The organism is Serratia sp. H402Y (assembly GCF_051172415.1).
GTDB classification, from domain to species: Bacteria; Pseudomonadota; Gammaproteobacteria; order Enterobacterales; family Enterobacteriaceae; genus Serratia; species Serratia ureilytica.
The window spans coordinates 2577516-2598936 of the sequence record NZ_JBPIYZ010000001.1; the positions used below are offsets into that span (position 1 = coordinate 2577516).

Genomic DNA, 21421 nt, shown 5'->3' on the forward strand with positions numbered 1-21421 from the left:
CGTCCGTGGAGGACTTATGACCTATAACCAAAGAATCTGGGTGGGGGTTTTGCTGCTATGCACCCTGTTTTGGGTGGCGGTGATCGGCGGCGCCTGTTCGCTGTATCAACGCGTGGATCGCTTCCAGGCACATCACGCAGAGAGCGAGTTCGCCGCCCGCCACGGCCAGGCGCCTTGCGCGCAACCCGGCGCTCAGGCGTCGACTGCCCCCCGGAATGGGTAGGGACAATATCCGCTAACGATCCTATTATGCCCTAAGGTTAACAGGGAGATAACGATGGCTCGAAAGCTGGATAGCTTACCGCAGGCGCAACGCGAGAAAATAGAAACCGATTTGCTGGCCATCAGCGTGATCTACAACGAACGCTACGGCATCGCCTCCACTCAGGCGGAAACAGAACAACAGGTCCCCGACCACCTGCTCCCCTACTTTCATCAACGGCTGAATTATTATCGCCGTGCGTAATTGCGCGCATTTCGCTAACCGCCGCTTGGCATCGCTCCCCACGCCGTTACAATAGAGGCATATTGTATCCGCCACTGAAGAGACGCGATTTTGAGCAGCAAGGCAACGGCCACATTTTACATTCACGATTACGAGACCTTCGGCAAGAGCCCGTCGCTGGACCGCCCGGCGCAGTTCGCCGGCGTGCGCACCGATATGGATTTCAACATTATCGAAGAGCCGCTGGTCATCTACTGCGCCCCGGCCGACGATTACCTGCCGGAACCGGAGGCGGTGATGATCACCGGCATCACGCCGCAGGTGGCGCGCGCCAAAGGCGTTAACGAAGCCGAATTCACCCGCCAAATCCATCAGGCCTTCAGCGTGGCCGGCACCTGCATTCTCGGTTACAACAACATCCGCTTCGATGACGAAGTGAGCCGCAATATCTTCTATCGCAACTTCTACGATCCCTACGCCTACAGCTGGCAAAACGGCAACTCGCGCTGGGATCTGCTGGATGTGATGCGCGCCTGCTACGCTCTGCGCCCGGACGGCATCGTTTGGCCGGAAAACGAAGACGGTTTCCCCAGCTTCCGCCTGGAACACCTGACGCGCGCCAACGGCGTCGAGCACACGCAGGCTCACGACGCGATGTCGGACGTTTACGCCACCATCGCCATGGCCAAGCTGGTCAAGCAGGCGCAGCCGCGGCTGTTCGATTTCCTGTTGCAGCACCGCAATAAACACAAGCTGAACGCCCTGATCGACGTCGCCGACATGACGCCGCTGGTGCACGTCTCCGGCATGTTCGGCGCGGCGCGCGGCAATACCAGCTGGGTATCGCCGCTGGCCTGGCACCCGGACAACAAGAACGCGGTGATCATGTGCGATCTGGCCGGCGACATGACGCCGCTGTTGACGCTGAGCGCCGAGCAGCTGCGTGAGCGGCTGTACACCCGCCGCGACGATCTGGCGCCGGATCAGGCGCCGGTGCCGATCAAGCTGGTGCACATCAACAAATGCCCGGTGCTGGCGCCGGCCAAAACCCTGCTGCCGGAGAACGCCGAGCGGCTGGGCATCGATCGTCAGGCGTGCCTGCAAAATCTGCAGCTGCTGAAACAGCATCCGGAAGTGCGCGAGAAAGTGGTCGCGCTGTTCGCCGAAGCCGAGCCGTTCAAAGGTTCCGAGGACGTCGACGCCCGCTTGTACGACGGTTTCTTCAGCGACGCCGACAAGGCGGCGATGAGGATTATCCAGCAGACCAAGCCGCAGAACCTGCCGGCGCTGGATCTGGCCTTCAGCGACGGCCGCATGAAAGAGCTGCTGTTCCGCTTCCGCGCGCGCAACTACCCGAATACGCTGGACGACGCCGAGCAGCGCCGCTGGCTGCAACATCGTCAGGAAGCCTTGAGCGCGGAGCGCGTGCAGAGCTATCTGCTGCAGCTCGAATCGCTGTATAACCTGCACGAAGGCGACAAAGAGAAAACCGCCCTGCTGAAAGCGCTGTTCGATTACGGCAAAGAGTTGGTGGGATAAAATCCGCCGCAGCAGAAAAGGAAAAGGCCGCGAAAGCGGCCTTTTTTGTGGCTGAGGAGACGGCTCGCGTTTAGGCGGCGTCTTCGCTCGCTTGCGGCACCGGCAGACGGAAGCTGCGGGTGACGAAGGCCAGGTAGATCAGGCCGATGGCAGCCCAAACCAGGCCCAGCGTCATCGAGCTGGCTTCCAGGTTGATCCACAGCGCGCCGACGGTCAGTGCGCCCATCACCGGCAGGATCAGGTAGTTGAACGTGTCCTTCACGGTGCGGTTCATCTTGTCGCGAATATAGAACTGCGAGATCACCGACAGGTTAACGAAGGTGAAGGCCACCAGCGCACCGAAGTTGATCAGCGCGGTCGCGGTCACCAGGTCAAACGACACCGCGGACAACGCGATGGCGCCTACCAGCAGCACGTTCAGCGCCGGGGTACGCCACTTCGGATGCACATAGCCGAAGAAGCGAGTCGGGAACACGCCGTCGCGGCCCATCACGTACATCAGACGCGAAACGCCCGCGTGCGCCGCCATGCCCGACGCCAATACCGTCACGCAGGAGAACACCAGGATCACCGACTGGAAGAACTTGCCCGCCACGTACAGCATGATTTCAGGCTGCGACGCGTCCGGATCCTTGAAGCGCGAAATGTCCGGGAAGTACAGCTGCACGAAGTAAGACACCACGATAAAGATGATGCCGCCGATCAGCGCCGTCAGGAAGATGGCTTTCGGGATCACTTTTTCCGCGTCTTTGGTCTCTTCGGACAGCGAGCTGATGCCGTCGAAGCCCAGGAACGAGAAGCACAGGATGGTCGCGCCGGTAATCATCGGCACCACGTGAGCGTTATCGGACCAGAACGGGCGGCTGCTGACCAGCGTACCAGCGCCTTCGCCGTGGTAAATGCCGTTGATCACCAGGCCGAGGAACACGATCATGATCGCCACCTGCACCACCACGATGATGGAGTTCAGGTTAGCCACCAGCTTGATGCCGCGCAGGTTGAAAATCGTCATCAAGCCGACCAGCACCGCCACGAAGATCCAGGACGGTACGCCCGGGAAGATCGCTTCCAGGTAAATCTTGGCCAGCAAAATGTTGATCATCGGCATGAACAGGTAGTCCAGCAGCGATGACCAGCCCACCATAAAGCCGACGTGCGGGCTGATGGCTTTCTGGGCGTAGGTGTAGGCGGAACCGGCGGAAGGGAACTTCTTCACCAGCTTGCCGTAGCTCAGGGCGGTAAACAGGATCGCCAGCAGAGCGAAGGCGTACGCGGTCGCGACGTGACCATCGGTCAGGCCGGATACGATGCCGAAGGTATCGAAAATGGTCATTGGCTGCAGGTAAGCCAAGCCCATCATCACTACCGGAACTAAAGTCAGGGTTTTACGCAGCTGAGTGCGCTGAGCCGGAGCGGCGTTGATGGTGTTATCGGACATTGTTCAGCCCCCCCTTACCTTGAGCCTTGCGGATGGCGGACACGCCAAGACTTAAGGTTGCGGGGAAACTTCGCAACGAGCGACTTAATTCTAAAAGAAGGGGGTTGTAAGCTGGATAACGGGTCGAGGTAACCTCGGCTGCTCCATAGTCGCTGCGGCCACAGCGGAAACCGGCGGGCACCGGCGCTAAAGTGAAAAATTGCCCCATCTTTCTAATCCTCATGAGTCACGACCATAAAGTTTTGTTTGATCGTGCACGAAACTATTTATCTATCCGGATCGGTGTCCGGCCTCGCTTGGTGTATGAAACGCTACGTTGGTAAAACATAATGCAAAAAAAATAACCGACGCTTTCAAAACGTCGGCTATCTGCATTTGAGATATTTTGCACCAGAATGCCTCCGAATGACAAGATCCGGAAACCCTCAAATACAAATTCTTTTTGTCGATCGCACGGAAAACCAGCCCGGCAGGCGAATTAATCCGCTGCCGGCAGGCCAGTCGCCCGCACATACCTCTTACTTTATACGCCTATTCAGGCATTTTTCAACATCCAGTCGATCTCGGTTTCCGTCACTCGCCGTTCAAACTGCAGCAGTTCGTCGGTCTTGCAGGCGTGATAAACGCGGGTGAAACGCTCGCCGAGATAGTGCGTCAGCGCGTGCTGATGTTCAAACTCGTACAGCGCGTCGCTCTGGCGGATCGGCAGCGGCAGCCCCTCTTGCTCCAGCCCGTTGCCGGTCACCGGCTCAGGCAGCGGCAGTAGGTTGTCCAGCCCGTACAGCATGCCGGTCAGGATCGCCGCCATCACCAGATACGGATTGGCGTCGGCGCCGGCCACGCGATACTCCACCCGATGGTTCTCCGGTTCGCCGCAGGGAATGCGCAGCGCCACGGTGCGGTTATTGTGGCCCCAGGCGGCCTGGATCGGCACATACATCCCCGGCTGGAAACGCCGATAGGCATTGACGTTCGGCGCCAACAGCGCCATCGACGCCGGCATCAGGGTGATCATCCCGGCCAGCGCCTGTTTCAAGAGCGGCGAATCCTCGCCTTCGCCGTCGGCGAACAGGTTGTTGCCCGCGCCATCCTGCATGCTGACGTGCACGTGCATGCCGCTGCCGGCGTACTCCTCATAGGGCTTGGCCATAAAGGTGGCGTGCATGCCGTGGTTCTCGGCCACCAGCCGCACCAGCCGCTTCAGCGCCAGCGCGTGGTCGCAGGCCTGCAAGATATCGTCGGTATGGCGCAGGTTGACCTCGAACTGCCCTGGCGAGGCCTCCGCCACCGCGCCGTCCGCCGGCAGCCCCTGCAGCTTCGCCAGCGCGTCGATATCGTTCAACACCTCGGCGAAATGGTTCAGGTTATCGACGGAGTACACCTGGCTTTGGGTGTTGCGCTCCTGCGTGCCGGGCGCACACGGCGGTTGCAAATCGCCTTCCGCGTCGCGCTGCCGATCGATGAGATAAAACTCCAGCTCTACCGCTGCCACCGGGAACAAGCCGCGCTGTCGCAGCGCCTGCCACACGCGGTTCAGCACATTGCGGGGTTCAACGTCAAAGGGAGTGCCATCTTCATCCAGCATGGTGAGCAGCACCTGGCCGATGTGCTGCGGATCGGCCGCCGACGGCGTCAGCGAACCGGGCACCGGCAGGCATACGCGATCCGGTTCGCCGAGTTCCTGCCCAAGGCCCGCCTCCTCCACCACGTTGCCGAGGATGTCCATAGCGAACACCGACGCGGGGAAGTAGCTGCCTTTTTCCAGTTTTTTCAACCCTGAGACGGGTATGCGTTTGCCGCGGAAGGAACCATTGAGATCGGTGAGAAGGATATCGATATACTGCGTGGCGGGATGGCGTTCCAAATAATGAGCGACCTCATTTTGGAACGCGCTACTTCGCCTCTCTTCATGATGCTGTGCAAAATGTTCAACTGCTGCGCTATTGGTTTGCATACGTCACCCGCCATTATGCTCTTAAGGCGCGTTGGCGCCCGTCCGCCGTTCGATTCAACACATGATTGGATTTCTCGCCAGGTCGCGCCGCCGCCGGGCGCTCAAAATAACATCCACAACATGAAACATAGTCTTAACAGAATGGGTTTGCAAATGTTACAATCCTGTTTGATTATTCGCCACCGGCTGCTAAATTGATAAAATATTGACCGAAAAGGCCTTGATGCCATTTTACGTCAACTATTTTGTCCGCCGCGCTGACGGTGAGCATGGGCAATATATTTTCCAAACCTACCCTAACTACCGATATCATGCAGCATCGTTATCGACCAGGCAGGCGCCCGATACCGATCGTCATTTCAGCCTGTCGCCCTTACCAGAAGGAAGTACCGCTATGAGCGAAGCCAGCTTGGCACCGGGCAAACGCCTGTCGCAGATCCGCCAGCAATTGGGTTTGTCGCAGCGCCGGGTCGCCGAACTGTCCGGGTTAACCCACAGTGCGATCAGCACCATCGAACAGGACAAAGTCAGCCCGGCCATCAGCACGCTGCAAAAGTTGCTTAAGGTGTATGGCCTGTCGCTGTCGGAATTCTTTGCCGAACCGGAGGCCGTCGACGAACCGCGCGTGGTGATCGACGCCGAGGATCTGATTGAGATCGGCAGCCAGGGGGTGTCGATGAAGCTGGTGCACAACGGCAGCCCGACGCGCAACCTGGCGATGATGCTGGAAACCTACCAGCCCGGCACCACCACCGGCGAAAAGATCAAGCATCAGGGCGAAGAGATAGGCACCCTGCTGGAGGGCGAGATCGTGCTGACCATCAACGGCCAGAGTTACTGCCTGACCGCCGGTCAGAGCTACGCCATCAACACCGGCATTCCGCACAGCTTCAGCAATACGTCGGCGCGCATCTGCCGCATCGTCAGCGCACACACCCCCACCACCTTCTGACCGTTTATCGCTCCGGCGCAGCCTGACGCGGGTTGCGCCCCTGTCCGCCCACGCTTTCATCGCCGTTATGCCATTTTGTTGGTTGCCAACGGCGCAATCTGTGTTACAACAGAGCAAAACAGCCATCTAAACATCTAAACGGCCTCACTACGCAATGTCAACCGCAACGCCTTCGCGCCTCGAGATGCGCAATATCTCGATCGCCTTCGCCGGCTTCAACGCGCTGCAGGACGTGGACTTCACGCTGCACGGCGGCTCAATCCACGCGCTGGTCGGCGCCAACGGCGCGGGCAAGTCGACGCTAATGGCGATCCTCTCCGGCGCCCACGATCACTACCGCGGCGAGATCCTGATCGACGGCCGGGCGGTGGAAATTCATTCCCCGCTGCAGGCGCGCCGCCACGGCATCCACGTGGTGCAGCAAGAAGTCGATGTCGCGCTGATCCCCACGCTGTCGGTGGCGGAAAACATCATGCTGGACTGGCTGAACGAACCGGGCCACTGGCTGAACTGGGCGGAACTGCACCGCCGCGCCGCACAGCTGCTGCAGCAATGGGCGCTGCCGCTCAATCCGCGCAGACGTCTGGCGGACTGCACGCTGGCGGAAAAACAGCAGGTGCTGCTGGCGCGCGCGCTGTCGCACCGCTGCCGTTTTCTGGTGCTCGATGAACCGACCGCGCCGCTCGATCGCGCCGAGAGCGAGCGCCTGTTCAACGTGGTGCGCCGCCTGCAATCCGAAGGCATCGGCATCGTATTCATTTCTCACCGCATCCACGAACTGAGCGACATTTGCGATCGGCTGACGGTGCTGCGCGACGGCCGCCGCGTCAGCGAAGACGCCATGCGCGGCCTCGGCGGCGAACAGATCGTAGAGAAAATGCTCGGCCACCGGCTGGACGACATTTTCCCGCCGCCGCGCCCGCCGCACGCGGAGCGTACGCTGCTGCAGGTGGAGGGCTTGCGCGATCGCCATAAGCTGCGCGACGTTTCGCTGCGGCTGCATGAAGGCGAGATCCTCGGCATCGCCGGTCTGGCCGGGGCCGGGAAAAGCGAGCTGTGCAAGGCATTGTTCGGCGCCGGCGCCGCGCAGCTGGAACGCGGCGAACTGCGCGGGCAGCCCTGGGCGCCGCGTGCGCCGCATCTGTCGGTCGAACAGGGGCTGGCGCTGGTGCCGGAAGAACGCCGCAAAGAAGGCATTTTTATCGATGAGGCGATCCCGATGAACCTGAGCGTCAGCGCCGATGACAGCTTCTCGCGCTGGAGCCTGTTCAGCCGGCGGCAAGAGCTGCGCTGGGCGCGCGAGATCATGCAGCGTCTGAACATTCGCGCCTCCGGCCCGCAACAGCGGCTGGCGCGCCTGTCCGGCGGCAATCAGCAAAAAGTGGCGATCGGCAAGTGGCTGCGCGGCGACGCCGACGTGCTGATCTTCGATGAGCCGACCAAGGGCGTGGACATCAAGGCCAAACAGGAACTGTTCAGCCTGATCGACGGCCTGGCCCGCGCCGGCAAAGGCGTGATTTACGCCTCCGGCGAGTTCGCCGAGCTGGTTGGCCTGTGCGATCGCATCTGCGTGCTGTGGGATGGCCGCATCGTGGCGGAGCTGAACGCCGCCGATACCGACGAAGAAACCTTATTGCTCTATTCCACCGGAGGAACCCCTGCGTGAGTAAAGAATTTGCCTTGCGGCCTGCGCTGCCCTGGCGCCAACAGCTGTTTGATTTCCTCTACAAGTGGGGCATGCTGCTGACCGTCGCGGCGCTGGTCGCCCTGTTTGGCCTGGCGTCGGACAACTTTCTCGATGCCAACAACATCATCAATATCCTGCGCTCGATCGCCATCGTGACGGTGATCGCCATCGGCGTCTCTATCTCGCTGTCGGTCGGCGGTTTCGATCTGTCGGTCGGCTCGACCGCCTCGCTGGCCAACGCGCTGGTGATTTCCCTGTTCGTCTGGCACGGATTCGGCACCACCGGCGCCATCGTGGTGACGCTGTTGCTGTGCACGCTGGTCGGCCTGTTCAACGCTCTGCTGATCGTGGTGCTCAAAATCCCCGATATGCTGGCGACGCTGGCCAGCCTGTTCGTGATCCAGGGCGTGGCGATGACCTACAGCTACGGCGGCTCCATCACCCAAAACATGGTGCTGCCGAATGGCGACATGGCGGAAGGCCTGATCCCGGAGGTGTTTTCCGCCCTCGGCCAGGTGCCGGTGATCGTGCTGATCATGCTGGCGGTCACCGTGGCGGTGCAGCTGTTCCTGTCGTTGACCAAGCACGGCCGCCGCATGTACGCCATCGGCGGCAACCCCGAGGCGGCGCGCCTGTCGGGCATTCGCACCGTGCGTTACAGGGTTGCCGCTTACGTCATTTCTTCCTGGCTGGCGGCGCTTGGCGGCATCCTGCTGGCGTCACGTATCGGCTCTTCGCAGGTCAACGCCGGCGGCGGCTATCTGATGGATGCGGTGGCGGCGGCCTACATCGGCTTCTCGCTGGCCGGCTCCGGCAAACCCAATGCGCTCGGCACCCTGATCGGCGCGGTGATCCTCGGCGTGCTGCAAAACGGCCTGGTGATGCTGTCGGTGCCCTACTACGCCATGGACATTATCAAAGGCCTGGTGCTGGCGCTGGCGCTGGCCATCACTTACATCCAGAAACGCTGATCCTCCCCGGCGCACATCCGCTGCGCCGGTTTTCCCTTTAATTCATCCGGTTACTCTTTCCCGCCAGAATAACAAGCATACAAATGATATGAATTATCATTAGCGTTTACATTAAGTAAAAAATCCTTACAATACCCTCACGCAACGCTGACGAAGCACCGGATTTCTCAGCGAACGATGAATAATTTCATTAGAAATTCAATTGGTTAATTACTTTCACTTCAATCCAGGAAAGGTTTACCTCATGGAAACGCCACGTTACAGCAAGCTCGCCGCCATGGTCATCGCCTCGCTCAGCGCCACCGCCGCGCTGGCCGCGCCGCAGACTGACGCCCAGGACACCATGGTCGTCACCGCCTCCGGCTTTCAGCAAAAAATTCAGGACTCCGCAGCTTCCATCTCAGTGATCCCGCGCCAGCAAATTGAAGATAAAGCCTATCGCGATGTGACCGATGCGCTGAAAGACGTGCCGGGCGTGGTCGTCACCGGCGGCGCCAGCAGCAGCGACATCAGCATCCGCGGCATGTCCTCCAAGTACACGCTGATTCTGGTGGACGGCAAGCGCGTTGACACCCGCGGCACCCGGCCGAACAGCGATAACGCCGGCATCGAACAGGGCTGGCTGCCGCCGATGGAAGCCATCGAGCGCATCGAAGTGGTGCGCGGGCCGATGTCTTCGCTGTACGGTTCCGACGCCATGGGCGGCGTGATCAACGTCATCACCCGCAAGACTTCCCGCACCGAGTGGAAAGGCTCGCTGCACGGCGACGCCACCCTCCAGGAAAACCGCGATTCCGGCGATCTGTTCCAGACCAATGCCTACGCCTCCGGCCCACTGATTGAAGGCCTGCTCGGCGTGCGGGTCAACGGCCTGCTGTCGCGCCGCGCCGAAGATAAAATCGCCAACGGTTACAACGAACAGCGCATGCGCAGCGGCACCGCGGTGTTCACTCTGACGCCGGACGAGAAAAACGAATTCGACTTCGAAATCGGCCGCTCGCTGCAGGATCGCAACAGCACGCCGGGCAAATCGGTGGTGGCGGAGCGCTGTAGCAAAGGCAAGTGCAAACCTACCTCTCGCAGCGAAAATCTCTACACCCGCACCAACTACGCGCTGACCCACAACGGTTATTACGACTTCGGTAACTCCACCAGCTACGTTCAGCGGGAAGAGACCAATAACCCGGGCCGCAAGATGAAGATGTACAACACCATCTTCAACACCCAGAACCAGTTCGAGCTGGGTGCCCACATGCTGAACCTCGGCGGCCAATACCGCTATGAGAAACTGGGCGACAGCGGCAACCAGCTGAGCTCGGCGCAAGACGTCAACCAGCTGACGCGCTGGAGCTGGGCGCTGTTCGCCGAAGACGAATGGGCGCTGACCAACGACTTCAGCCTGACCAGCGGCATCCGTATGGATCGCGATCAAAACTTTGGCAGCCACTGGTCGCCGCGCATGTACGGCGTCTGGCACCTGACCGAACAGTGGACGATGAAAGGCGGCGTCTCCGCCGGCTATCGTTCGCCGGATCTGCGCCAATCCTCCGCCAGCTGGGGCCAGGTCACCGGCGGCGGCGTGCGTAACGGCATCATCGTCGGCAACCCGGATCTGCAGCCGGAGAAGAGCCTGAGCGAAGAGATCGGCCTGATGTGGGATAGCCTGAAAGGCGTCAATGCCGGGGTGACGGTCTTCAACACCGACTTCAAGAACAAGATCACCGAAGTGCGCCGCTGCGAAGACACGCCGGACTGTAAGATCGGCAATGACGTCTACGACTTTATCAGCGATCGCGTCAACGTCGACAAAGCCAATATGCGCGGCGTAGAGGCCACCTTCGGCTGGCAGATCAATAAAGACTGGAAGTGGAACGCCAACTACACCTACACCGCTTCCGAGCAGAAAAGCGGCGAGTTCCAGGGCAAGGCGCTGAACCAGATGCCTAAGCACATGATCAACACCGTGCTGGACTGGCAGGCCACGCAAGACCTCAGCCTGTGGTCGCGCGTTAACTTCCGCAGCCGCACCTCAGACTACCTGAGCCGCACGTCGATGGAGACCAGCACCCCGTCCTACACCTTCGTCGATGCGGGCCTGAGCTACCAGGCGGCGAAAAACCTGCAGTTGACCGGCGGGGTCTATAACATTCTCGACAAGACCGTGGATTACGATCACTACCGCACCACGCTGGACGGCCGCCGTTACACCGTCGGCATGACCTACAACTTCTGATGCCCCCGGGCGCGCGCTGCGCGCCCTTTTCATTCCATCACCGAGAGGAAGCCCCATGAGATTACGCCGCTCCCCCCTGATGATCGCCCTGCTGGCCGCGATGGCGCTGGCGGGTTGCCACAGTAAAACCGACGCGCCGGCGGCCTCGGCCACCGTCAACGTCCAGCACCTGAACGGCAGCACCGAGGTGAAGAAGCACCCGCAGCGCATCGTGGTGCTGGATTACGCCTCGCTGGAAACGCTGCAGCTGCTGGGCGTCGAGCCGCTGGCGCTGCCCGGCAATCGCAAGAACTTGCCGGATAGCCTGAAGCGCTATCAGGATGACAAATACCTCAATGCCGGCACCCTGTTCGAACCGGATATGGCCGTGCTGCGCGCCGCCAAACCGGATCTGATCCTGATCGCCGGCCGGGCGTCCAAAGCCTATGACGAGCTGAACGCGCTGGCGCCGACGTTGAACATGTCCGTCGATCAGCAGGATCAGTTGGGCAGCCTGAAACAGCGCACCCGCCAGCTGGGCGAGCTGTTCGATAAACCGCAACAGGCGCAGGCGGCGATCGATAAGCTGGATGCGCAGATAGCGGCGGTCAAACCGCAGGCCGCCCAGGCCGGACGCGGGCTGGTGGTGCTGTTCTCCGGCGGCAAGATCAGCGCTTACGCCCCCAAGAGCCGTTTCAGCTTCGTCTATGACGCCCTCGGCTTCTCGTCCGCGCTGCACTCCGATGAAAAAGACGTGCGCGGCAATAAGCTGACGCCTGAGCAGGTCGCCAAACTGAACCCGGACTGGCTGTTCGTCATCGACAGAGACGCCGCAACCGGTCGGCCGAACGCGGTGGCGCCACAGAAAATCCTCACCGGCACCGCGCTGAAGAAAACCACGGCGGTGAAAAAAGGCCAGGTGGTTTACCTGCCGGCGGCCGAGGTCTATCTGTCCGGCGGCATCGTCACCGCCCAGCACGTCGTCGAACGCGTGAGCGAAGCACTGAACCGCGCTGCGCGATAAAAAAAGCCCGGCGATGCCGTAATGCGTGTCAGTTAGCGTTTTTTTGAAGTACTCGTGACGCTTTCGGTCGATAAATGAGAGGTGCATCATGAGACTCCCGCACCTCGACCGAGCCAGGGGCCGAAGGCGCGGCCCCTGGCAACCCGCGCCTTTGCCCTATCAGACGGTTGGCTTTGCCAACTTCCCTCCCTCCGCCATACCGCATTGAGGCCGGTTGCGACAGGCGTCCCTGCCTGTCTCACCTGAAACCGCCGTCCATGGCGGTTTCGCCTAATGCGCTATGCCTGCGTTCGGCGTCTTCAAGGGCGCCCAACACCGCGCTCATCTCCAACTTCTCTACCACAACCTCATAAGCGACAGATTTCCCGGTAGCAGCCAGCTCAGGTGTTGACCTTGGGCTCGCATCACCGGCTGCCGAGCAAGACGGCGTTGTCAGGGGCAACCGGCCAGGGAAGGCCGGTTGAGGCGAGACTAACAGGGACGTTTGTCGCAGCCGACCCGCCCGACAATGCAGACGCGGCGAGGGTATCCGCATAGCGGACAGACGGTGTTAGGCGAAGGCGCGGGTGGAGGGGCCGCGCCTTCGGCCCCTCCAATTGCCGTTCGCTACGGCATCAGAGAAATGGGAGATTTTTACGGCAATTCAGGCTGCACGAAACACACAAAGATGGGATAAAAAAATGCCAGTCAGGCTTAACTGACCGGCATTACCGGCGATGCCGGGCTTTTCTTGGACTATATCGTCGGCTGGTTCACCAGACCGTCTATCAGCACCTGCGGCGTGCCCTGCGAGCAACGCTCGATGCGCCCGCGCACGCCATAGACCCGCGCCAGGCTCTGCGGCGTAATCACCTGATCCGGCGCGCCGTCGGCGATCAGATCGCCATCCTGCAGCATCAGCACGTGGTCGCCGTGACGCAGCGCAATGTTGATGTCATGCACCACCACCACCGTCACGATATCGCGCTTGCGGGTTTCGCGGCGCACCAAATCCATCACGTGGAACTGGTAGTTGAGATCGAGCGCGCTCAGCGGCTCATCCAGCAGCAGCAGCGACGGCTGACGGATCAGCGACTGCGCCAACCCCACCAGCTGTTTCTGGCCGCCGGACAGCTGATCGAGATAACTCAGCGCCAGGTGGGCGATGCCCAGCTGTTCCAGCAAAGCCATCACTTCCGCTTCGCTGCCGGCGTTGCTGCGGCCGCCCGAGGCGCGCTGCGCCACGATGATCGACTCCAGCACGTGCAGATGCACCCCGGCGGGCAGCGACTGCGGCAGGTACACCACTTTCTCCGCCCGACGGGCGAACGGCATCTGCATCAAATCGCCGTCGTCCAGCCACAGCTTGCCCTGCGCCGGATTCAGCCCGGCCAGCGAGCGCAGCAATGTCGATTTGCCGCTGCCGTTCGGCCCCAGCAACACGGTGATTTGCCCGCGCGGCAGCATCGGCACCGAGAGATTGTCGATCACCTGGCGTTTCGGGTAACCCGCCGAGAAGTTTTCTATCCGTAAACCCTGGCTCATACGTTCCCCCGGTGGCGCAGAATAATGCTCAGGAAGAACGGCACCCCGACCAACGACGTCACGATCCCCACCGGGATGATTACCCCAGGCACCAGGTTTTTCGACGCCACCGAGGCCATCGACAGCACCAGAGCGCCAATCAGCGCACTGGCCGGCAGGTAGAAACGGTGATCTTCGCCGAAGATCATGCGGGCGATGTGCGGCGCCACCAGACCGATAAAGCCGATCGGCCCGACGAAAGCCACCGCCAGCGCCGAGAGCATGCTGATGCGCAGCAGCGTGGTCAAACGCAGCCGACGCACGTCGATGCCGAAGCTCACCGCCCGGTCTTCCCCCAGACGCAGCGCGGTCAGTTTCCACGAGCTCATCATCGACAGCGGCAGCAGCACGGCGAACACCCCGAACAGAATGCCCAGCTTGTCCCACGAGGCGCGCGCCAGGCTGCCCATGGTCCAGAACACCAGCCCCTGCAGCGTGTCCTCGCTGGCGATGAACTGCATCATCGAGACCAGCGCGTTGAAGGTAAACACCAGCGCGATGCCGAACAGCACTACGCCGGAGGTGGCGACCCGCGTCCAGCGCGTGATGCCGTCCAGCATCAGCGCGGCGAACAGCGCGAAGATAAAGGCGTTGGCGGAGATGAACCACTGATCAGGGATCCCCGGAATGCCGATGCCGAGCACGATCGCCAGCGCGGCGCCAAAGGCCGCAGCGGAAGACACCCCGAGGGTGAAGGGGCTGGCCAGCGGGTTATTCAGGATGGTCTGCATTTCCGCCCCGGCCAGGCCGAGCGCAAAGCCCACCACCACCGCCATCAACGCATAGGGCAAACGGATGTCCCAGACGATCACCCGCGTGCCGGCATCGGCCGCGGCGGGATCAAGCAGCGTTTGCCATAAGGATGACAACGACAGGCCGGACGGCCCCATGGTGAAATCCAGCAGCAGCGAGCCCAGGATCGCCAATGCCAATACGCCCATCATCAACAGGCGATGGCGAAGAATATGCTGATAACGCCCCATCACGCCGGCGTCGGGTTGCCCCTTGGCTTCAGTCATGGGATCGGTGGATACGCTCATTAGTTAAGATACCTGTTGCAACCATCATGACAGCGGCGCGAAAGCGGCCGCCGTGAACCGAAAAGTGTGCGGCAGCAGCCTGCTGCACAGCCGTTAACAATAAAACAAACGATAATACTTATCAATCATATCAATAGGTGAAAACGGCGTTGTCGAAATGTAATAATTTGTTTTTTATCGCCATTTTTCAAACCGCCACGCTTTCCCCCGCCAACGGCCAGTAGGTTAATTATTCTGAAAATTCTTCCTGATCCGACCAGACTCTGACAAATAACGGCAAAACCACATAGAATCCAAAATCACAGCACCGCGCGTGCAAAAAAACTTCAGGCCGCCGCAAGAGCGGCCTTATTGATTGACGAGGCTGTAATGAGAAGTCCATCTCCGGCGGTAACGCCCAAACGCCCGGCGCTGCTGAACTGGCTGTTATACAGCCCGCTGCACGCCGATGACGAGCCGTTTCAACGCCAGCTGCGTCTCACGCTGACGCCCTCTCCTCTCACGCCCTGGCTGAATGCCGCGGGGCCGGCCGCGCTGCTGGCGGGGTACGCCTGGCTGGTCCAGCGGCCGCTCGGCATCGGTTTGCTGCTGCTGCTGTTGTTGTTGACCGCCGGGCGAGCCTGGCTGGCGCGCCGGCGTCAACCGGCCTGGCCGAACGCCATGCTGGTGACGGTGCTGCTGTGGGCGCTGCTGGTCGGCGCCAGCGCCGCTCTGGCGATGCTCTCGGGCCGCTTCGTCTTAATGCTGTTCGCCGGCCTGACGATCACCGCCCTGGCCTGCTGGCTGATGCAGCGCCACGCCGCCGCCCCGCGCTTCGCGCTGCTTGAGGTGATCGCGCTGACGCTGCCCTACCTGCTGGCGGCGCCGCTGTCGCGCGTGCAAAACCTGTTTGTCCTGGCAGACCTCGCGCCGCTGTGGCTGGTGCTGGCCCACGGCATGATCGCGCGCTACCACCGCCAGCTGGTGCAGCACGTCACGCTGGCGTGGGAGAAGCAGCAGGCGTCGCACCGCGATCGCCTGACCGGCTTTCTCAACCGCGCAGGCGGCGAGGCGGTGATGCGCAGCATCTGCCGTCCCGGAACGGCGCAGCCGATCTCCCATCTGTTCATTCTTGAATTCGGCCCGCTGGCGGCGCTCTACCAAAGCCACGGCGTCCAGATCGGCGACGACGTGCTGCGCACCGTCGGCGAGCGTCTCAAGACGCTGATCCGCCCCAGCGACTATATCTGCCGCTATACCGGCGGCCAGTTTCTGATTCTGGTGCACGATCTGCCCTACGGCGCGGAAAGCGAGTTTCTGGCGCGCATTGTGCCGCCGCTGGAGGCGCCCTACGATTTTGGCGCGTTCGGCGAGGTGAACATGCAGCTTAACGCCGGCATTGTGGCGCTGACGCAGGATTACGCGACGGTAGAGAGTTTGATGAGCTCGGCGCAGCAGGCGCTGGCGGAAGCCAAAGGCGGGAAAAAGTAAAACAAAACGCGGCGGGAGCCCCCGCCGCGTGTCACTCACCGAAAATTACTTCACGTCCATCTTCGGGAATTCCATCTCGCTGTACTTCACGACACGGGTGCCTTGCGACAGCTTGTAACCAAACCAAATCAGCAGGAACAGCGGAATACCGATGTAGGTCGCGGTCACGCCGTACCAGTCGATCTTGTCTTGCAGGAAGGCCTGGTAGTTCTGCCCCAGGGTGATGATCAGACACAGCACGAAGGCGAAGATCGGCCCCAGCGGGAAGAAACCGGAACGGTACGGCAAATCGTTCAGATCGCGCCCCTGCAGCATGTAGCCGCGACGGAAACGGTAGTGGCTGATGGCGATGCCCAACCAGGCGATGAAACCGGTCATGCCCGAGGTATTCAGCAGCCACAGGTAAACCGACTGGTTACCGAACATCGACGTCAGGAAGCACAGGCCGGCCACCACGCAGGTCGCGTACAGCGCGTTGCGCGGCACGCCGCCTTTCGACAGCTTGGCGAAGATGCGCGGCGCCTTGCCTTCCGAAGCCAGGGTGTACAGCATTCGGGTCGACGCATACATGCCCGAGTTACCGGCCGACAGCACCGCCGTCAGGATCACCGCGTTCATCACCGCCGCCGCCGACAGCAGGCCGGCATGTTGGAACACCAGCGTGAACGGGCTGACGCTGATGTCTTTCACGTCGTTGCGCAGCAGGCTCGGATCGGTGTACGGAATGATCAGGCTGATGATCAGAATGGCGAAGATATAGAACAGCAGGATACGCCAAAATACCTGACGCACCGCGCGCGGGATGTTTTTACCCGGGTTTTCCGATTCGCCGGCCGCGATGCCGATAAGTTCGGTGCCCTGGAACGAGAAGCCGACGATCATGGCCACGCCGATCATTGCCGAGAAGCCACCGGCAAACGGCGCGTCTCCTATTGTCCAGTTCTGCCAGCCGGCATGCTCGCCGCCCTTCAGAATGCCGACGATCATCATCACGCCGACGGCGATGAAGATAATCACGGTGCTGACCTTGATCAGCGCGAACCAGTATTCCGCCTCGCCGAACCCTTTCACCGAAATGTAGTTCAGCAGGAACATCAGGCCGAGGAACAGCGCGCTCCAGATCCAACCCGGGGTGTCCGGGAACCAGTAGCTCATCACCAACTGCGAGGCCACCAGGTCAACGGCGATGGTCACCGCCCAGTTGTACCAGTAGTTCCAGCCCAGCGCGAAGCCGAAGCCTTCTTCTACGTATTTGGCGCCGTAGGTGGAGAATGAACCGGAGACCGGCATAAAGGCCGCCAGTTCGCCCAGGCTGGTCATCAGGAAGTACACCATCAAACCGATCAGAGCGTAAGACAGCAGCGCCCCGCCGGGGCCTGCCTGAGAAACCGTGGCGCCCGAGGCGACGAAGAGGCCGGTGCCGATGGAGCCGCCGATGGCGATCATGGTCAAATGCCGGGCTTTCAATTCACGGCGCAATCCGGGTGCTTGCTGCCCCGATGTTTTTATATCCTGCTGAGCCATTCGTTCCCTATCTATCTGCTCTTCGAAAAATGAGGGCGGATTGTAACAAATACCCGCCGGTGAACTAGCAACATTGCACCGATATAAGATAGCTTCATAATTCAGAGGCAATTATTAGCTGCGGCCCTTATAGCCTTACTTACTCTCATTAATGTGAGCGCGCGCAGGTTTTTATGCTTTTTCCGGCCTGCGCGGCAGCAGAGGGCTTGACGTGCCGCCGGTTACAGCACGCAATAGCTGAGAAAACGTTGCAACGCGTTGGAGACGTGCTTTTGCCGATGGCGGATCAGGTACAGGGTGCGGCGCAGCGGCGGCAACGGCACCGGCAGTTCCACCAGCGCGCCGCTGGCCAGCTGTTCCGCCACCACCCGCCGCGACAGGCAGCTGATGCCGATGCCGTGCCGCACCGCATGCTTGATCGCCTCCGAGTTGCCCAGCTCCATCACCAGCTGGAAGTGCGGCAGATGCGCCAACAGCAGATGGTCCAACACCTCACGGGTGCCGGAACCGCGCTCGCGCAGGATCCACGGCGCATTGGCCAGCGCCTCCAGCGTCGGCGGTTGACGGGTCAGCGGGTTATCCGGCGCGGCGAACACCACCAGCTCGTCCTCCAGCCACGGCTGCGTCACCAGCTCCGGCATATGGCAAGGCCCTTCGATCAGCCCCAGATCGACGCGAAAATCCGCCACCGCCACGATTACGTCCTGGCTGTTGCCGACGTTCAGCTCCAGCGGCGTGGCGGGAAAATCCCGGCGGTAGCGGGCGATCATCTCCGGCAGCATGTAGTTGCCGATGGTGCTGCTGGCGGCGATGCGCAACGCCCCGCCGTCATGGCGAAACAGCTGCTCTATCTCCCCCGCCTGTTCCAACAGCGCCAGCGCCTTGGGATACAGCAACCGGCCGTGCTCGTTAATCACCAGCCGTTTGCCGACGCGATCGAACAGCTGCACGCCCAGCTGCCCCTCCAGATCCGCCAGCGCCGCGCTGACCGCCGACTGCGACAGCGCCAGCACCACCGAGGCCTGCGTGGTCGAACCGCTTTTCAGCACTTCGGTAAAGACTTCCAGTTGACGCAACGTGATATGCATAGCTGTCCCGGTATTGAAAGAGGGTTCTGCCAGAGAACCCCAACATGGTGTGGTGGGCAGCCCGGCCAGGCGACCCTGTTTGCGGCCAGATCGGCGCGCTATTTGCCCAACGCGACCAGCTGCGCCGCCGCGGCCAGCACCGGCTCTCGCGGCGTGCCGGTTTCGTCCCGCAGTATCAATTGCAGCATCGCCGCGAGATGGTCGCGGTCGATCACCTTGTTTTCTTCAATCAACCGCCGCACCGCGCGGCCCACTTCCTGATCTACCTGCTCTCTGCGTTGATCGTCGGTATCCATCGCCTGCTCCTGTTAGCTGAAAATTGACGGCGGGCTCGCCGTTCCTCCACACCCTAGCCGCAATGCGGCGTTATGCCAATGGCTGACCCCATACCACTTATTCAGATAGGTTATAAATATATAATCAATTTCTCTTTTATTCAGCCCAAACGTACTCTTGACCGCAAGAAACAGACTGAAGGACTGACTTTATATGGCGACTGATACCACTCACACTTACCCCGAGCGACGCTTCCCGCTGTTCGGCCTGCCGCGGCTGGTGCCGGGGCTGGCGCTGACCGGCGCGCTCACCGCGCTGGCCGTCTGGGCCGGCGACATTCCCTGGGTGGCGGAGCTGGGGCTGGGGGCGCTGACGCTGGCGATCCTGCTCGGCATTCTGGTGGGCAACACGCTGTACCCCCGCTGGCAAACCGTTTGTCACAGCGGCGTACAGCTGGCCAAACAGCGCCTGCTGCGTCTGGGCATTATCCTTTACGGCTTCCGGCTGACCTTTCAGCAGATCGCCGACGTGGGCGCCAGCGGCATCATCATCGATGCGCTGACCCTGATCACCACTTTCCTGCTGGCCTGCTGGCTCGGCAAGAAAGTGTTCGGCATCGACAGCCAAACCGCGATACTGATTGGCGCCGGCAGCAGCATTTGCGGCGCGGCGGCGGTGATGGCCACCGAGCCGGTGCTGAAGGCCGACTCCAGCAAAGTGGCGGTGGCGGTTTCGACCGTGGTGGTGTTCGGCACCCTGGCGATCTTCGCCTATCCGTGGCTGTATCAGTTGAATGAACACTTCCAGTGGCTGCCGTTCAGCCAGGAAACCTTCGGCATCTACGCCGGCTCCACCATCCACGAAGTGGCTCAGGTGGTCGCCGCCGGGCACGCCATCGGGCCGGACGCCGAAAATGCGGCGGTGATCGCCAAGATGATCCGCGTGATGATGCTGGCGCCGTTCCTGCTGCTGCTGTCGGGCTACATCAGCCGCGGCAGCGCAGGCAAGGCGGAAAAATCCGCCATCACCATTCCGTGGTTTGCCGTGCTGTTTATCGCCGTCGCCGGGCTGAACTCCTTCAACCTGCTGCCGGCCACGCTGGTGCGGCACCTGATCACCGCCGACACCTGGATGCTGGCGATGGCGATGGCGGCGCTGGGGCTGACCACCCACATCAGCGCCGTGCGCCAGGCCGGGATGAAACCGATTCTGCTGGCGACGCTGCTGTTCGTCTGGTTGCTGGTCGGCGGCGGCGCGATAAACCAACTGGTGCAACACCTGCTGTAATCTCCCTCGGCGGCCCGCTTCGGCGGGCCGCCGCTTTTCGCCATTCAATCCGCTCGCCATCAATGCCATAATGTCACCGATAACACAGGAGAATGAAGATGAAGTTTGTCGGTGCACATGTCAGCGCGTCAGGCGGCGTGGATCAGGCGGTTATCCGCGCGCACGAATTGGAGGCGACCGCGTTCGCCCTGTTCACCAAAAATCAGCGTCAATGGAAGGCCGCCCCGCTGGCCGCCGACGTGATCGATAAGTTCAAGAGCGCCTGCGCCCAGTACGGTTACGGGCCGGGGCAAATCCTGCCGCACGACAGCTACCTGATCAATCTGGGGCACCCGGTAGCCGACGCGTTGGAAAAATCGCGCGAGGCGTTTATCGACGAGCTGCAGCGCTGCGAACAGCTGGGGCTGACGCTGCTGAACTTCCACCCCGGCAGCCACCTGCTGCAAATCGACGAAGATAAGTGCCTGGCGCGCATCGCCGAATCGATCAACATCGCGCTGGATAAAACCGCCGGCGTGACGGCCGTGATCGAGAACACCGCCGGCCAGGGCAGCAACCTGGGCTTCAAATTCGAGCACCTGGCGGCGATCATCGACGGCGTCGAAGACAAAAGCCGCGTCGGCGTTTGCATCGACACCTGCCACGCCTTCGCCGCCGGGTACGATCTGCGCACCGAAGAAGAATGCGAGCGCACCTTCAAGCAGTTGGGCGACATCGTCGGTTTCAACTACCTGCGCGGCATGCACCTGAACGACGCCAAGAGCGAGTTCAACAGCCGCGTCGACCGCCATCACAGCCTGGGGGAAGGCAACATCGGCAAAACGGTGTTCAGCTACATCATGCGCGATCCGCGTTTCGACAACATCCCGCTGATTCTGGAAACGGTAAATCCGGATATCTGGGCCGAAGAGATCGCCTGGCTGAAGGCGCAGCAGTAACCCCCCTGGCCGC

Annotated in this window: 18 protein-coding genes; 11 read left to right on the top strand and 7 right to left on the bottom strand. The window is 61.2% G+C overall.

Annotation, left to right across the window (positions count from 1 at the left end; all coding sequences use genetic code 11):
- Positions 1–16: 16 nt before the first annotated feature.
- The 3 genes from ACSBQS_RS12475 to sbcB all read left to right on the top strand — a co-directional run bounded on the left by ACSBQS_RS12475 (position 17) and on the right by sbcB (position 1984).
- Positions 17–223: a hypothetical protein gene (locus ACSBQS_RS12475; RefSeq protein WP_103100951.1), complete on the top strand. Its 207-nt coding sequence runs from the start codon at positions 17–19 to the stop codon at positions 221–223.
- Between the two features lie 54 nt (positions 224–277).
- Entirely contained in the window at positions 278–466 is a 189-nt protein-coding gene (locus ACSBQS_RS12480) for a DNA polymerase III subunit theta (protein ID WP_033643787.1), read from the top strand.
- A 90-nt stretch (positions 467–556) separates the two neighbouring features.
- Positions 557–1984: an exodeoxyribonuclease I gene (sbcB, locus tag ACSBQS_RS12485; protein ID WP_033643788.1), complete on the top strand. Its 1428-nt coding sequence runs from the start codon at positions 557–559 to the stop codon at positions 1982–1984.
- A 70-nt stretch (positions 1985–2054) separates the two neighbouring features.
- On the opposite strand, the gene ACSBQS_RS12490 is transcribed toward sbcB, so the two are convergent.
- Positions 2055–3422, bottom strand: a complete 1368-nt coding sequence (locus ACSBQS_RS12490) for an APC family permease (protein ID WP_025303526.1) — start codon at positions 3420–3422, stop codon at positions 2055–2057.
- A 535-nt stretch (positions 3423–3957) separates the two neighbouring features.
- Positions 3958–5376: a glutamine synthetase family protein gene (locus tag ACSBQS_RS12495; RefSeq protein WP_197749450.1), complete on the bottom strand. Its 1419-nt coding sequence runs from the start codon at positions 5374–5376 to the stop codon at positions 3958–3960.
- Between the two features lie 394 nt (positions 5377–5770).
- Here ACSBQS_RS12495 and puuR point away from each other — a divergent pair, with 394 nt between their 5' ends.
- The 5 genes from puuR to ACSBQS_RS12520 all read left to right on the top strand — a co-directional run bounded on the left by puuR (position 5771) and on the right by ACSBQS_RS12520 (position 12222).
- Positions 5771–6328, top strand: coding sequence for an HTH-type transcriptional regulator PuuR (puuR, locus tag ACSBQS_RS12500; RefSeq protein WP_016927000.1), 558 nt, complete (start codon positions 5771–5773; stop codon positions 6326–6328).
- A 154-nt stretch (positions 6329–6482) separates the two neighbouring features.
- Entirely contained in the window at positions 6483–7994 is a 1512-nt protein-coding gene (locus ACSBQS_RS12505) for a sugar ABC transporter ATP-binding protein (protein WP_047025339.1), read from the top strand.
- Complete coding sequence (locus ACSBQS_RS12510) at positions 7991–8986, top strand: ABC transporter permease (protein ID WP_047574337.1); 996 nt, start codon at positions 7991–7993, stop codon at positions 8984–8986. The genes ACSBQS_RS12505 and ACSBQS_RS12510 overlap by 4 nt, the downstream gene beginning before the upstream one ends.
- Positions 8987–9230: 244 nt before the next feature.
- Positions 9231–11219, top strand: coding sequence for a ligand-gated channel protein (locus tag ACSBQS_RS12515; RefSeq protein WP_047025337.1), 1989 nt, complete (start codon positions 9231–9233; stop codon positions 11217–11219).
- 55 nt (positions 11220–11274) lie between these two features.
- A complete protein-coding gene (locus ACSBQS_RS12520; protein ID WP_108681568.1) occupies positions 11275–12222 on the top strand; it encodes a siderophore ABC transporter substrate-binding protein in 948 nt (315 codons plus the stop codon).
- A gap of 735 nt (positions 12223–12957) precedes the next feature.
- Here the strand turns inward: ACSBQS_RS12520 and ACSBQS_RS12525 are convergent.
- Together ACSBQS_RS12525 and ACSBQS_RS12530 are read right to left on the bottom strand one after the other, a co-directional pair.
- On the bottom strand, positions 12958–13746 hold the full coding sequence (locus tag ACSBQS_RS12525; protein WP_033643795.1) for an ABC transporter ATP-binding protein: 789 nt from the start codon (positions 13744–13746) through the stop codon (positions 12958–12960).
- Complete coding sequence (locus ACSBQS_RS12530; protein ID WP_033643796.1) at positions 13743–14825, bottom strand: FecCD family ABC transporter permease; 1083 nt, start codon at positions 14823–14825, stop codon at positions 13743–13745. The genes ACSBQS_RS12525 and ACSBQS_RS12530 overlap by 4 nt, the downstream gene beginning before the upstream one ends.
- Before the next feature lie 369 nt (positions 14826–15194).
- Here ACSBQS_RS12530 and ACSBQS_RS12535 point away from each other — a divergent pair, with 369 nt between their 5' ends.
- A complete protein-coding gene (locus tag ACSBQS_RS12535) occupies positions 15195–16295 on the top strand; it encodes a GGDEF domain-containing protein (RefSeq protein ID WP_033652543.1) in 1101 nt (366 codons plus the stop codon).
- Between the two features lie 45 nt (positions 16296–16340).
- Here ACSBQS_RS12535 and ACSBQS_RS12540 read toward each other — a convergent pair whose 3' ends face one another.
- From ACSBQS_RS12540 to ACSBQS_RS12550, 3 genes are all read right to left on the bottom strand, one after another.
- Entirely contained in the window at positions 16341–17819 is a 1479-nt protein-coding gene (locus tag ACSBQS_RS12540) for an amino acid permease (RefSeq protein WP_033643798.1), read from the bottom strand.
- A 221-nt stretch (positions 17820–18040) separates the two neighbouring features.
- On the bottom strand, positions 18041–18907 hold the full coding sequence (gene yieE, locus ACSBQS_RS12545; protein ID WP_021505917.1) for a DNA-binding transcriptional regulator YeiE: 867 nt from the start codon (positions 18905–18907) through the stop codon (positions 18041–18043).
- Positions 18908–19005: 98 nt separating this feature from the next.
- Positions 19006–19203, bottom strand: a complete 198-nt coding sequence (locus tag ACSBQS_RS12550) for a hypothetical protein (RefSeq protein ID WP_089197247.1) — start codon at positions 19201–19203, stop codon at positions 19006–19008.
- 193 nt (positions 19204–19396) lie between these two features.
- On the opposite strand from ACSBQS_RS12550, the gene ACSBQS_RS12555 reads away from it, so the two are divergent.
- Complete coding sequence (locus tag ACSBQS_RS12555; RefSeq protein ID WP_033652542.1) at positions 19397–20470, top strand: YeiH family putative sulfate export transporter; 1074 nt, start codon at positions 19397–19399, stop codon at positions 20468–20470.
- Between the two features lie 98 nt (positions 20471–20568).
- Complete coding sequence (gene nfo / locus ACSBQS_RS12560) at positions 20569–21408, top strand: deoxyribonuclease IV (RefSeq protein WP_033643802.1); 840 nt, start codon at positions 20569–20571, stop codon at positions 21406–21408.
- Positions 21409–21421: the final 13 nt, after the last annotated feature.